The organism is Neobacillus camarae, assembly GCF_054950115.1.
The window spans coordinates 687,376-701,401 of sequence record NZ_JBUCKX010000002.1 but is presented as its reverse complement, the minus strand read 5'-3'; the positions used below and the strand labels follow the sequence as shown (position 1 = coordinate 701,401).

At 43.5% G+C, this 14,026-nt stretch carries 14 protein-coding genes; 2 read left to right on the top strand and 12 right to left on the bottom strand.

The features are described 5' to 3' along the window. Positions 1-7: 7 nt before the first annotated feature. From ACY8D0_RS11070 to ACY8D0_RS11015, 12 genes are all read right to left on the bottom strand, one after another. Entirely contained in the window at positions 8-295 is a 288-nt protein-coding gene (locus tag ACY8D0_RS11070; RefSeq protein WP_462410560.1) for a BMC domain-containing protein, read from the bottom strand. Beyond that, on the bottom strand, positions 288-971 hold the full coding sequence (locus ACY8D0_RS11065; RefSeq protein ID WP_462410559.1) for a BMC domain-containing protein: 684 nt from the start codon (positions 969-971) through the stop codon (positions 288-290). Before ACY8D0_RS11065 ends, ACY8D0_RS11070 begins: the two co-directional genes overlap by 8 nt. After that, positions 968-1,441 carry a glycerol dehydratase reactivase beta/small subunit family protein gene (locus ACY8D0_RS11060; protein ID WP_462410558.1) on the bottom strand — a complete coding sequence of 158 codons (474 nt, stop codon included), beginning with the start codon at positions 1,439-1,441 and terminating at the stop codon, positions 968-970. Before ACY8D0_RS11060 ends, ACY8D0_RS11065 begins: the two co-directional genes overlap by 4 nt. Then, a complete protein-coding gene (locus ACY8D0_RS11055) occupies positions 1,438-3,264 on the bottom strand; it encodes a diol dehydratase reactivase subunit alpha (RefSeq protein WP_462410557.1) in 1,827 nt (608 codons plus the stop codon). Before ACY8D0_RS11055 ends, ACY8D0_RS11060 begins: the two co-directional genes overlap by 4 nt. Before the next feature lie 32 nt (positions 3,265-3,296). Next, positions 3,297-3,818 carry a diol dehydratase small subunit gene (locus tag ACY8D0_RS11050; protein ID WP_462410556.1) on the bottom strand — a complete coding sequence of 174 codons (522 nt, stop codon included), beginning with the start codon at positions 3,816-3,818 and terminating at the stop codon, positions 3,297-3,299. 17 nt (positions 3,819-3,835) lie between these two features. Then, positions 3,836-4,501 (bottom strand): propanediol/glycerol family dehydratase medium subunit, encoded by a 666-nt coding sequence (locus tag ACY8D0_RS11045; RefSeq protein WP_462410555.1) that lies wholly within the window; start codon positions 4,499-4,501, stop codon positions 3,836-3,838. A 22-nt stretch (positions 4,502-4,523) separates the two neighbouring features. Beyond that, positions 4,524-6,188 carry a propanediol/glycerol family dehydratase large subunit gene (locus ACY8D0_RS11040; RefSeq protein WP_462410554.1) on the bottom strand — a complete coding sequence of 555 codons (1,665 nt, stop codon included), beginning with the start codon at positions 6,186-6,188 and terminating at the stop codon, positions 4,524-4,526. Positions 6,189-6,206: 18 nt separating this feature from the next. Then, complete coding sequence (gene pduB, locus ACY8D0_RS11035) at positions 6,207-6,986, bottom strand: propanediol utilization microcompartment protein PduB (RefSeq protein ID WP_462410553.1); 780 nt, start codon at positions 6,984-6,986, stop codon at positions 6,207-6,209. Between the two features lie 19 nt (positions 6,987-7,005). Continuing rightward, positions 7,006-7,287, bottom strand: coding sequence for a BMC domain-containing protein (locus tag ACY8D0_RS11030; RefSeq protein ID WP_462411345.1), 282 nt, complete (start codon positions 7,285-7,287; stop codon positions 7,006-7,008). Between the two features lie 672 nt (positions 7,288-7,959). Then, positions 7,960-9,042: a helix-turn-helix domain-containing protein gene (locus tag ACY8D0_RS11025; protein WP_462410552.1), complete on the bottom strand. Its 1,083-nt coding sequence runs from the start codon at positions 9,040-9,042 to the stop codon at positions 7,960-7,962. 17 nt (positions 9,043-9,059) lie between these two features. Continuing rightward, positions 9,060-10,277, bottom strand: coding sequence for a sensor histidine kinase (locus ACY8D0_RS11020; RefSeq protein ID WP_462410551.1), 1,218 nt, complete (start codon positions 10,275-10,277; stop codon positions 9,060-9,062). A 254-nt stretch (positions 10,278-10,531) separates the two neighbouring features. After that, the gene (locus ACY8D0_RS11015) at positions 10,532-11,737 is read right to left on the bottom strand and encodes an acetate kinase (protein ID WP_462410550.1); all 1,206 of its coding nucleotides are present in this window, start codon (positions 11,735-11,737) and stop codon (positions 10,532-10,534) included. A gap of 258 nt (positions 11,738-11,995) precedes the next feature. Between ACY8D0_RS11015 and ACY8D0_RS11010 the strand changes: the two genes are divergently transcribed. Both ACY8D0_RS11010 and ACY8D0_RS11005 read left to right on the top strand, forming a co-directional pair. After that, positions 11,996-13,543, top strand: coding sequence for a histidine kinase N-terminal 7TM domain-containing diguanylate cyclase (locus ACY8D0_RS11010; RefSeq protein ID WP_462410549.1), 1,548 nt, complete (start codon positions 11,996-11,998; stop codon positions 13,541-13,543). A 26-nt stretch (positions 13,544-13,569) separates the two neighbouring features. After that, positions 13,570-14,010, top strand: coding sequence for an SRPBCC family protein (locus ACY8D0_RS11005; RefSeq protein WP_462410548.1), 441 nt, complete (start codon positions 13,570-13,572; stop codon positions 14,008-14,010). The last annotated feature ends 16 nt before the right edge of the window (positions 14,011-14,026 follow it).

The window sequence follows — 14,026 nt, the reverse complement described above, 5'->3', positions numbered from 1 at the left end:
GCCCCCGTTATTTCACCAACATTGGGCCATGTGGAAGAATGTTTTCTACATCAGAGTGTGGTCTTGCAATGACATGAACAGAAATCACTTCGCCCACTCTTTCACTAGCAGCCGCACCAGCATCCACAGCCGCCTTTACGGCACCGACATCACCCCGTACCATAACTGTGACAAGCCCTGAACCGATTTGCTCAATCCCTACTAAGGAGACATTGGCTGATTTTGTCATCGCATCTGCAGCCTCAATGGCTCCAACAAGTCCTTTTGTTTCAATCATTCCTAATGAATCATTCATTTTCCGTTCCTCCTATTTCTTTATAATGAATGCACGTTGATCGTAAATCTCCTTTTTGTCTTGGGCATTTAGGATCATGGCATTGGTTGCAGGTTGCTTTTTTTACAATTTGCTCTGAAAAAATTTTCGTCTCCTCTTCCCGTGGCTCCTGACCATCGGCTGGTTCTTCTAGAATAGGAGGTGCTTCAAGGGCTGAATCCACCTCTTCAGGCTGATTGTCGGCCAATAAAGCTTCATCACCTATATTTTCATCATCAGGGATAGAAGCGGAATCGACATGAAGCTCTTCATCCGCTTTTTCCGTTCTTCCCTCAACCTGTACCTCTGGCTGTTCTGGCCTGCTTGCACTGGCAGCTGGGGCCTGTGGCAGTTCCTTTTCGTCCTTGTGAGCAGGTCCGACCGTGGATTTGGAGTAAATCATTCCTTCTAGTTCATCGTGCGGTCTTGCAATCATGTGGGAGCTTGCCACTTTAGAAACTCTTCTGGCTTGCATGCTGCCAGCTTCCAACGCGGCTTTAACAGCCCCAACATCGCCTTCAAACTTGATCAGTACCATCCCGCCGCCCTTTGTAAGCTCATAGCCCAACAGAGTGACGTTTGCTGATTTAACGGCGGTGTCAGCGGCCTCCACTGCTGCTGCTAATCCCACTGTTTCAATAAACCCTAATGCTTTCATCTCCTAAATTCCACCTCCTTTTGCCTTCTTTCCAATACCTGCCGGATCACTTCTTTCACAATCGCAGACATTTCCTCAGAGGATAGGGTTTCTTCATTCTGTTCGTGAATTTCATCGAAACTCTTAAACGGAATTCCCTTTACCAGCCGGGCAGCATTTGCTCCGAGCACATTCTGCTTATACGGCTCTTTATGATCGATTTGAAATAGCGGCTGTTCCTTCGGCAGCTTGGTATAATGAAGGATGATTTGCTCATCTAAACCAATTCCAATTCCTACTCCTAAGGGAGAGTCAATGGCAGCTTGATACCCGATCTCAACAGCCGTATCTCCTTGTGCTGCTTGCAGGTGGCAGGGTACACCTTCTTCTTCCATGCCATACAGCAAGGAATGAAAAAAGGAAGAATCATTCAGTTGTGAACTATAATAAACATGGATGGCTGGTGTCTCTTGACCACTGTTTATTCTCACTGAACTCTTCCCCCTTCATTTAGAACCAATATGAGTCCTGTAGCTACTGCGTTACGTGGACCTTCAAGCCCTCTAATATTTCCTCTGCCGGCTACAACACCATATTGTGATAAAGCATCTGTGACAAGTTGAGGAACTTCAAAATCCAGGGCGGATCCTCCTACTAACACAACAAACTCCATTTCCCGTATATTGCGGGTCGGAGAAACAAGAGTTAGTGCACGGACCGCATTGGTAACAAATACTTTCTCTTTTGCGCCTCTTCTCACAATCTTGATTTTTTCAACCGATTGCTCTCCTGGAATCGGAATCATATAGCCATCTTTCAGGATGACAACCCTTGCAAACACATGCGGTTCTAAAGGCTTCTCGAAAAACTGAACGGTTCCATCTTCATGGCGGATATGGAATAAGCTTTCTACTTTTGCAAGTGGATATTTTTTGATGTCTTCTGCCAGAGCCAGGTCCTCAAGACCTAATTCTGAATTAATCAGCATCGTCACCATATCGCCTGCACCCGCTAAATGGACGGATGTCGTTTTACCATCCTTCGTCATAATCGAAGCATCGGTCGAACCGGCTCCCATATCGACAATGGCAAGTGGTGTGTTCGTTCCCGGCGTGGTCAGTGCGCCTCGTACGGCCATATCTGCTTCAACCCCGCCGACTACTACTTCCACGTTCAGTTGGGCATGAAGTTCATCGGCAATCATTTGCATTTGCAATTTATCTGCCTTGACCATCGCCGCAATCCCTACGGCGTTTTCCATGGAGAATTCCTCTGCCAAGCCGCCTTTTACCTTTTTCGGGATAAACGTATTCACCGCCAACAGGTCCTGGATTTTGATGTCCTTCGGATGCTGATTGGTAAGCTCTGACATTACCTGTCTTACTCGTTCAAGCATTCCGCCGGCATTGGTTCCCGGTTCGCCTTTAATATCTTCAATCGGTGCGGAAGCGGTTAAGACTTCCATCATTTTTTCGGCGCCTTCATCCACATCTACGGTTGCCTTCTTTTTCCCGATCACATGGATTTTTCCGGCAGGGATACTTCTTGCTTGGACATCTCCCTTTGGTGTCTTGATGACAACAGCTGAACGATTTCCGATCAAGGCTCTTGCGATGGGAACAATCATTTTTGTTTCATCGGCACTTAAGTCGAATACAGTAGCGATTCCATATGGATTGGACAACACTTCGACGACTCCGCCAGGCGGTGCCACTTCAATCGCGGCCTTCATCCCGACAGGCACTTTTTCTAATAAACTTACTTCATCAATAATCGGGATTTTCTTGTTCACCCGGTTATTAATTAGAACGCCATCGTCTTTTTTAACAATTGCGCCATTGATTTTAATTCCTTTTTGCCAAGCTTGATTGATTCTTTCCGAAGCTTGGTTAAAATCTATTTCCTTATCAATTAAAACAATATACTCTTGGTTTCGATCAGCATTTTCTATTGCCTTGATATCGATGGTTACTCCAATGCCTAAGCCCAACCCTCCTGGAGTGGAGGGGTTGTGGCCGATCATCGTCGACTCGGTGATAATCGTCTCGGTGATGGTTTCCATGGCCACATCCCCTATTACAGGAGCTGCTTCATTAATTCGAATGAGATCCAAATCTTCTATGGTTCGATTAATTTTATTAAGAGCTTCTTTGATGGCAGCTAGGACACCATGGATATTTTGCCGGGTACCTTTAATACCTGTTGTATTGACAAAGCCACTGGTTAAAAATGTTACTTGGTTGTCAGTTGACACATTCGCAATGGCAACCTCTGTCGTGGCATTCCCAATATCCACTCCTGCGACCAATTTCATTAGCTTTACCTCCTGTTACCACACAGGGTCCATTAATCTTTTTTAAGTCGATCTCTCAGCTCGTAAACTTCTGCAGATTCACGCACCAATTTGGCATTCATCTTTGCTCCGTAAACTGTCTCGAGCTCATCAGCAATTGCCAATAATTCTGCTTTGGTAGAACGATAAGGTCTTAGAGAATTATAGATTTCAAGAATTCGATCGTCTGGAACAGCGATTAATTCTGCCGCTCTGCGAAGATTCTGCGCAAATGGTTTCCGGCCCATAGAATCAGCAATTTGTGCTTGCAATTCTAGAGTTTCAGCAGAAATCCGGACATCCTCTGGCCTTACCTCACCATTCATAACTCCAGGTAATGTGATATCATCCAGCGATTTGCCTGTTGGGGTTTGAATAAGCTCCGGGCGTTTAGCAGCAAGCGGGTAATCGGCTTTTGCCTCAACCTTTGCGCTTACTTTTGTCCCACCTGTTGCTGGTTGTACTAGCGTTTCGTTCGCTTCACCCATGGAGGACAATACTTCTTTTACGATTTGCTCTATTAGTAGTGTGTTCATACTGTTCACCTCCGTTATTAGTAGAACTTAACGTCTAGTTCGATTGTCTTTTTATTCCGATCCACATGTTCGGTTTCTTTAATATGCAAAAGTGCCGCAATGGCTTGGTATTTAGGACGGGCCATTTGGTCATTTCGGGTCGGCACCGGATTTGGTGACTCACCCTTTGCATATTTTGCTGCGTTTTTCCCAATGGCACGGAACGTATCGAGATCCAATAAAGGTGCTTGTGGGAAAAGTTCCAAGTTATTCAATGGCTGTAAATCTTTCTGATGGATGACAGTGGTTCCTTTGGATTGAATGCCAATACCGATTCCAGAACCGCTGAGTTTTGCTGCTTCATGAGCAACAAATCCAACATCAGATGTCTTATATACACGAATAATGCGAGCTTTTAAGCCTTCTTCTTCAATACCAGCAATGACTTCTTTTAAAAGATCTTTGTGAGGAATTCCCACAATGGTTTTGGTTTGATATTGGCCAAACGCTGGCGCAAGTGCAATGACCACTTCATCTTTTCTAGTTCCAACGGAGGCATTGCCTTTCACAACTAGTTCCAAACCTTTTGCGGTGTCGGCAACAGATGCTTGCTTAGGAGCAGCTTCGACCTTTTTGTCACCAGCTGTCATTTCAAGAATTACTTCTTCAATAATTTGACGAATTAATGTTTCATTCACGGCCACTTTAGGTACACCCCTTTCCGTTTTAGTTGATTTCTTCCGGTCTAATGGCACGAGGAATATTTTTGATTTCTTCCCAACGTGCTTCACTCATACGGTATCCTGTTCCAGGTCCCATATAATCGTTGACATCATTTACTGCACTAATGACATTAAAATCTTTATCAATAATCGCAGAAGTATGGAGATAATCTCCTGAAACCCGTTGTTTCAGCATATTTAAGACATTTTGGGCCACATCATCAAAGTTTTTATTTTTCAAAGCTTTGACAACTTCAAGACCTGTAACTCCGCGTTTCATAAAGTCTTCAGCCGCTCTTAAGTCTTCTACGACATTACGGTCTGGCATATCCTTACTGCCATGTGCATAGGTGGCAGCTTCGACTTCTTCATCGGTGACAGCAGGAAGTCCTAATTCTTCGAAGACCGCTTGTACTGCTTTAGCCGCTTTATTTCGGATGGCCACTACTTCTTCTTCTGTGACAGGACGCAAACCGCCATCCACTTTTAAGTCACGCTGCAATACGTTATAGTCATCAAAGTCTTCCGCATCAAAGTTTGAGCCTGCAAACATATTGTCATAGTTTGGTGTTGAACTATATCCTGAGAAAATAAAGTCTGTACCAGGAAGCATTTGCATCAAGAGACGGGCTGTTCTTCTGATATCAGAGTGAGAGAATGTCTGGTCATTACCAGATGCCACTTCCATATCCAGCATCGTCGTAATTAGGTTTTCAGCAAGTACTGCGCGGATACCGGATGGAACTCCTCCTGGTACACCGATACAGCTGATGGATCCATTTTGAAGACCTTGAGATCCGGCACCTTTTGTGATGAACACACAACGGGCTTCCAGATAAAGCATGGATTTTCCTTCTGCATAGCCCATTTGCACTTCTGAACCTGTACCAGATGTAAACCGCATTTTCAAACCGCGGGAGGCATAGGCTGAGGCAAGGAATGCCTTCGAATATGGAGTATCATCACCGTCAACAAAGACAGGCTCTGTACCATAAACAGAAACGGTTTCGGCATAACAAGTTAAACCTCTCATGCCCAATTGCAATTCAGTAGCTTCCTCAACAGAACATTGAGTTAAGATTCCACCGCGTCCTGTTTGTGCACCAATGAGCAAGCCTAAGGCGTTAAATGGATAATAACGAACGATCCCAACAGTGGTTTCTTGTTCGTCAAAGCCACGCAAGGCAGCTTCAGCAGCATCAGCGGCGATTTGGATTGGGTTATCTTTTACGTTAGTAACGTGACATTGGTTGGAAGGAGTTTTTCTGGCTCTCATTTTTTGAAGGGCCATCATCATTTCCACCACGTTCATATGTCCTAACACTTCGGTAATTTTTGCCGGTGTCATCGCAGTGGTAAGCGGGATGATGGTTTCCCTAGGAACATGAATGTCCACCAACATTTTGGCAAAATCAACGGAGTCAATTGCCATGGCTTCTTCTGATTTTTCTATATTAATCCCGTAATCCGCAATAAAGCGGTCAATGAAGTCAAATTCACTGCGGGTTTTTCCATCTAATTCAACAATGATGCCATTTTCGATTTTTATACTTGGTTTCGGGTCATTCGGACCGCTCATGGCAATTAAGCCAACTTCTGGCCATTCAGCAACGAACCCATCTTGGTTTACTGGACGTTCTGCTAATACTTGAAAGCGTTTGGATTTCATGGGTTACCCTCCTTTAATTTAAATGTAAGGAACTGTATCTGAAACAGGCTGACTTCCAAGAGTTCCTAGCAGTTTAATTCCAACTTCTCTAGCTGCGATTAAGGCCTGACGAACAGCACCTGAATCACCACTGAATGTCAAAATGACTTCGTTGGAAAAGCTAGTTCCTTGTGCAGGAGAGCTGTATCCGAGTACATCTACATTTGCCGCTTTAACCACGGTATCTGCTAAAACTACCCCAATAGCTGCTGGAGCCCCTACTACTAAACCAAACGACTTACCAATTGGTGCATTAAAGGCTTTTTCACATGCATAGCTTGCACGTGCCGTATATTGAAGTTCGATATGTCCTGCTTCGTTTCCGTACACATCACCAAAAGTACGGTCTAATTCTTTAAGAGCTACCTCTACAGCACGGCGGGCATCTGCCACGTCCTCTGCACCAAAGATAATTAAGGAACCATGGCCTGCTCCGCCTTTTGTATCACGGGCAAGTTCCACAGCCAAAATTTCTGTGTTGGTTGCTTTCACAGCTTCATCCGCTGCCAAAATTTGCGGGCCTGCACCTGTACGTGCACCGATAATTCCGATGGAACGATATTTTTTGTCCAGTTTCATTGCCTCATGAACACTAGAATCGACGTTTGCAATGACAAGGCCAATGGTATCGCCGCGGCCGGTTCCAACAAATTCAGTCAAATTGCAATACTTCTTTTCTTCGGTTTTAGGTGCCGCTTTTGGAGCTTCAACCTTTTTCATGACTTCTTCCATGATTTGCTCGATCAGTTGTTCTTTCATATTTCAACACCTCCGGTTTTTATTCTTGAACTAACTTAGGTAAAATGCCTTCCACTTCAGAGTGTGGTCTTGGAATCACGTGGATCGAAACAACCTCTCCCACTTTTTCTGCTGCAGCTGCACCAGCATCTGTTGCTGCTTTTACTGCACCAACGTCCCCGCGAACCATGACAGTGACAAGACCTGAACCGATTTTTTGGTACCCAATTAAAGCAACATTAGCAGACTTCACCATGGCATCAGCTGCTTCGACTGCCCCAACTAGGCCTCGTGTTTCAACCATTCCTAGTGCTTCTTTCATCATAGGGGTAACCTCCTAAATTAATTTTGCTAAAAGAATGATAGGAGACTGAAACAATACCCCCAACATTCCTTTAATTTTCTTTACACTCAAAATGATACCCCTTTCACAATCAACTTTCGTGATAGGATATTGGCATGTTAGGATAAAGTTTTGTTCAGTTGAATGGGACAGCCCAAGCAAAATTTTGTCGGGGTTCTGTTCAATAACGGATGTTTTTTTACTAGAGGGTAATTTTTTGTCCTGTGGAGGGTAAATTATTGTCCATTTCAGGTTTTGTATAAAAAACTGTCACAAAGAATAGCGCAAGCGCCTAGTCAGGGGACGACAGGCCTCCTCCAAAAAGTTAAAGCCTTTTGTTCGTGCAATGCCTATGCTAACTAAGCCTTCCTTGTGATGGGCTCCAACAGAGATAAGTGAAAACTCGCCAACTGGCAAGCCGTTAAGGAAAGGTTAATGCTGTTGTTGGAACCTGTTGATTGGAGCGGAAGGCGGCGAAGACTCCTGCGGGAGTACGGGTCAGGGGAGACCCCGCAGGCGCTAAAGCGCCGAGGAGGCTCCCCGGCACGCCCTAAGGTCCGCGAAGCCGCCTGGAGCGGAAATCAACTACCAAGTTTAACTTAGCCAAGTTAAAAAAAGACCACCTTTTTGTGAAAGGCAGCCGTTTTTATCCTATACGTACCATCGGCCATTGCCAATAGGAGTATGTTTCTTTAAGAGTAGTTCATTTTTGTGTTCCTTTTCTTTTTGCTTGCGATATTCCGACGGGGTCATCCCGTACATTTTTTTAAATACTTTACTAAAATAATTAGGCTCTTGATAACTCAAGCATAGAGCGATGTTCACCACCGGCATATCGGTCATTTCGAGTAATTCCTTCGCCCGTTCCATCTTTCTTTCCGTAAGGTAGTTGACAAAGTTAATATTTAATTCTTTTTTAAAAAGCTTGCTTAAATAAAAAGGGCTCAAATGGACAAATTCGGCCACTTCTTCCAACGTGACACCCTGTTCAAAGTGCTTCTCGATGTAATTGAGAACCGATTGAATCGCCTTTTTTTCCTGAATCGTGGCCGATGACATGATTTCCTCAAAAATCTCTTCCACGATGGCTGACATCGTTTGCTCGAAAGTATAGAGATCAATCGTTTGGATTTTCCCCATCCAATACATTTTTCTTTGGAGCTTTAGTCCTTTTTTTCGGCAGATGTTGGTCAATCTTTCGGCCATGAATTCAGCAGTGGCACGAATCTCCCTTGGATTCCGATCATTTAAAATATAAAAATGCTGTCCAATCTTTTTTAATAAATCTTTTGCACTTTTAAAGTCATCACGGAAAACAGAATCAATAAACCCGTCCATCATTTGATCCATGGTTTCACTATCGTGATCTTCTAAAATATGATATTGATTCACAATCTGGCTAATGTCATTTAAAGTGTATGGCTTTGTGAGAACCGTGTCTGCACCTGTTTCTAGCGCTAAGGGAATTAGGTCCATATCATCAAAATCCGCAAGCAGGGTAATATGGCCTTTCCCATTGCCATCCTTCATTTTCCTAAGGCAGTCCAGTATATTCATTCCAGGGATATTGCTATCAAGAAATATGATGTCAGGACGCAAAGAAGAAGCCAGTTCTAAAGCTAGATTTCCAGAGTCTGCCTCCCCAACAATGGCCGCATCCTCTATTCCTTCGATAGCACATTTGAAAGCCTCTCTTACCAGCGATTCATCATCGACTAAAAGAATTTTTTTCATTATGGGATCATCCTATCCTAGTATTTCGGAATCCTGAACTGAACAGTTGTGCCCCCATTCCTATTTCGGGTTATAGATGGTATATACTCATTTCCATAATGAAAGATTAAAATCGAATGGATATTTCTTAACCCAATACCCTTTAACTGTTTCTCCTGTTCAATCGAACTAATCTCCCCATTCAAAATACGGTCGATTTTATCTTGAGACATCCCGACACCGTCATCTGACACTTCAATCACATAATCTTCGTTTGTCGTATAGCCCGTGATGTCAATGCTTCCTTCTCCATCCTTTGGCTCTATTCCATGAACGATGGCATTATCCAAGACAGATTGCAAAATGAGGGGCGGGATTTTGATGGCTTTCATTTCTTCCGGAATGGTGATTGAAACTCTTATCCGATCGTTAAATCTTAGTTTCTGGAGTTTTAAATAGTTTTCAATAAACGCCAATTCTTCCTTTAAGTGAACAAGATGATGATAATGAGTCAAAATATATTTCATGATTTCCGACAATGTCACGATGACTTCTTGGGTTTTAGGAGCCTTTTCAACGATGGAAGAACAGGTGAGGATGTTCATGACGTTAAACAAAAAGTGTGGATTGATCACAAGCTGCAGGGATTGAATTTGTTTGTCTACCAATTCTTTTTCCAATTCCGCTTTAACCTTCAACTGCTCCAAGATTTGTTGATCTTTCGCCCGCAGCTCTTCTTGCACATAGCTCATGACATCTTTTTCAAACATATTGTTGATGACATAAAACATCATCTCAGCAGCGGCTTTTATTTTCTCATAGGTGCTGGTCGGTATTTTTTCAAATTCGGCTGCCATTTCCGGATTGTTCTGCCAGCCTGATGATTCTTTTATTAGATAATCGAGCTTGGCTTTATCTTTTTGGTTCACGTTTCCTTGCCCGACCAACATAGAACCCATGAGCTGACCTTTTACTATGATGGGAACAGAGATGTCTACAAGTCCAGCATGACATTTATACATATAAAAAGTCCCGCGTCTTGCTGCTTCCAAACCTCCATAGGCGTCACATTTATAACAGTTTTCCATCCATTCAGGGTCTTGGCGAATGCGGTTGCAAAATCCGGAAAAATTACTGTACTCTGTAATCGGATTTCCCCGAAAATCAACGGTTATAGCGGCGAGGCCTGTGGACTCTGCAAAAGAATCTTGAACCTTTTGCAATAAATCAATATCAATAATTTCTTGCAGATTCATAAAAGATCAGCTCACTCACATCAAAAATAGTATCTAGTAATCTTATTATAGGTCACTATCAACCTACACATAATCGTATTGAATGCATTTTCACCATATTGACATAGTTTTTCATTAGAATGATTTCCGCTCGAGGCGCCCAGCAAACCCGTGGGCGTGCCGGGGAACCTCCTCGGCGCTGAGTCGAGCTTATCCGCTCCAAATCAATAGAGTGTAAGAATTCAGCAATCACTTATCAGAGTCATTCATGAATACTAAATTAATACCAGCGCCTCTTCTGAAATCCTTACAACATCTCTTGCAATCATGACTTCCTCATTTGTCGGGATGAGTAATACTTTCACTTTTGAGTGAGGATAGCTAATGTAGGTTTCTTCTCCATGAAGGGTATTTAAACTTGGATCCCAATAAACCCCCATAAATTCTAATCCAGTCAGCACTCTGGCACGGATTGTGGAGCTGTTTTCTCCGATACCTGCAGTGAAGATAATCGCATCCACACCATTCATACGGGCAGCATAGGATCCGATATATTGTTGAATTCGGCTGGAAAATATATCGAGGGCCAGTGTGGCTCTAGCGTCCCCTTCATTAGATCTTGCTTCAATATCGCGTAAATCACTTGAAAAGCCTGTAATCCCTAATAAACCGCTTTCTTTATTTAGTACGGTTATGACTTCATCTGCGGTTTTGCCTGTTTTATGCATGATAAACGGAATGATAGAAGGATCCACGCTTCCAGAACGTGTTCCCATGACAACACCTTCAAGCGGTGTAAAGCCCATGGAAGTATCAATCGATTTCCCGCCTTGGATGGCTGCAATGCTGGCCCCATTTCCCAAGTGGCAAGTAATCAGCCGCAATTGTTCAAGTGGTCGGCCTAGCAGTAGAGCAGCCCTTTCTGAAACATATTTGTGGGAAGTACCGTGGAATCCATATTTCCTAATGCCATATTCTTGGTAGTAACTGAAAGGCAGGCTGTAGAGGTAAGAACTTTCAGGCATCTGTTGGTGGAACGCTGTATCGAAAACGGCAACGGATGGGCTGTTTTTTAATATTCTCTGAAACGATCTTATTCCCGAGATGTTGGCCGGATTATGCAGCGGCGCAAGATCAGAAAGTTCCTCTAACTCTTCCAGGACTCGGTCAGTAATTAAAGCGGAATCTTTAAATAGTTCTCCCCCGTGAGCGACCCGATGCCCTACTCCATCGATCTCGTCGAAGGAAGAGATAATCCGGTGAGAGATTAGTTTTTCCAATAGAATTTGCACGGCGATGTCGTGATCAGGGATATCAAGGATTTCCTGCTTTTTTTCCCCTTCAACCGTGATAGAGAATATGGAATTTTTCAAACCGATTCTTTCAACAAGGCCCTTTGTAATAACTTCTTCGCTCGGCATTTCAAACAATTGGAACTTCAATGACGAACTTCCAGCATTAATAGCCATGATTTTTGACATAAAACGCTTCCTCTTTTCAAATTGTTTTGATACTTCATAATAAACATCAATTTGTAAGTACTATATCATCCATATGTTCTTAATAACCCGGCAATTTGTTACCAATTTTCAAACCTTTTCATTCACAAGCTTCCAATGGGACGGCTCTCGTAGTTCTTTGCCACCAGAACCGACCTCCTGCTCCACTCAAGACGTGACAGGTCCAGGCATCTTTGCTACATTAAGGAAAAGGTGTTATTTCAAAAGAGGTACAAGACCGTGAATTCGCAATTGACAGCTTATATCACGCTGGTCTGCACGTCCGGCGTGCTTCATTTGTATTTGTGCTTATACGTATTTTTAAAGCGTCATCGGTATACAAATATCGCGCAATTTTTTATTCTTTATACAGGATCGATTACCATCTATTGTTTTGCCTCCGCTTTTGGCCTAATGGCGACAACACTGGAGCAAATGAAGTTTTGGACCACCATGGTATATGTCGGCATGCCGTTCGGACCGCCTTTGGGTCTATTGTTTGTCATGCAGTATTTGGGCATGAATATGACGAAAAAAAGAGGCATCACTCTTCTACTCATACCGTTCATCAGTTTGGTCATGGTGGCCACCAACGATCTCCATCATTTACACTATCGTGTGTTTGAGGTCGACCCCGCCTTGGGAGCTCCATTCATTCATCAAGAGATTGGCATATGGTACATCGTCCATGGCATATACACCTTCGGCTGCATGTTTGTCGCTTTTTTATTGGCTCTTTCCCGGTGGAAGGAAACAGCAAAGGTATATCGGCCGCAATTGCTTTCGTTACTGTTCGGGCAGCTCGTTCCAATCGTCACTGCATTTGTTTATTTAATCGGCTTGACCCCTCCCGGTTTTGACCCGGTCCCGATGGTCTTATGGGTTTCTTCCCTTTCCTATTTATGGTCGATTAATTCATCGCGATTGTTCAGCATTATGCCAGTCGCGAAAGACGCCATTTTTCATAGTATCAATGACGGTGTGATCGTGTTGGATGAATCCCATCGGTTAATTGAATTTAACCAAGCATGCAAGCGCATGTTTCCGCCGCTTCATAAATCCATGTTTGGAATGGATTTTAAAAAGGTTTGGTACCAACTGTCCGGAGACTCATTCCCTTCTCTATTGGCTACGGTCGCAGGTACTCGGGAAATACAATTAGTCACAGAAGATTCAACTCGTACCTATCAGGTACGTACATCTCATGTAAAACATGGCAATACTAGTAAAGGCTTATTAATCATTTTTACGGACATCACGCAATTAAAAAGATTGCAGGTAATACTGGAGCATCAGGCTTACTATGATGAGCTAACTCAAATTTTTAACCGCCGGGCATTTTTTCAAAAATGTGAGCGAGCGTTTGCTGCTGCCAAGAAAGCTTCCGCACCCTATTCGATTATTTTGATGGATGTGGATTTTTTCAAAAAAATAAACGATACCTATGGCCATGATGTGGGCGACCAAGTATTGGTCCATGTCGCAAAGGTTTGCCAGTCTCAGCTCATGGAAAACATGCTATTAGCCCGGTATGGCGGGGAGGAATTTGTTCTGGCCCTTAGAGGAAGTGCCTTACTAGCAGGTGAGCCGTTTGCCAACCAGCTGCGCGGGGCAATAGAGAATCAGCCCCTCCTGACGGCGGACGGATTGATTTCTGTGACGGTCAGCTGCGGGGTGGCCGAGGCCGCGAAAGACACAGAGGAAACACTCTACCAGCTATTAAATAAAGCAGATAAAGCACTATACTCCGCAAAACGCGCAGGGCGCAATCTAGTGCATGTACAATAATAAATAGGAATGGGAGTCGATTATGAATGGCACAAATCACGACAAAATTTAAAATCCTCAAACCGGCTAGCGAAGTATTCGAGGCCTTCGTGGACCCGGAGAAAATCGGGAACTTTTGGTTTTCCTCCAGTTCAGAAAGATGGGCACAAGGCAAAGACATTACAGTCAGATATGATGAATACAATGCCATCATGGCTATTAAGGTATTAGAGGTAACGGAAAACAAAAAAATTGTTTACTCTTGGGGACAGGAACAAAACGAAGAAAACACCGTGACCATTACGCTGACGGAACCGGAACAAAATGGTACAGTGATTGAAGTGACGGAAGCCGGGTTTAAAGAAGAAGGTCCAGAACTCGTCCATAAACTGCTCGAGCAAAAAGAAGGCTGGGTATTTGTGTTATCGTGTTTAAAGGTCTATTTAGAACATGGTGTGACGGACTTGCGTGGATCTTTAATTCATTAAACCACTAACATATTCG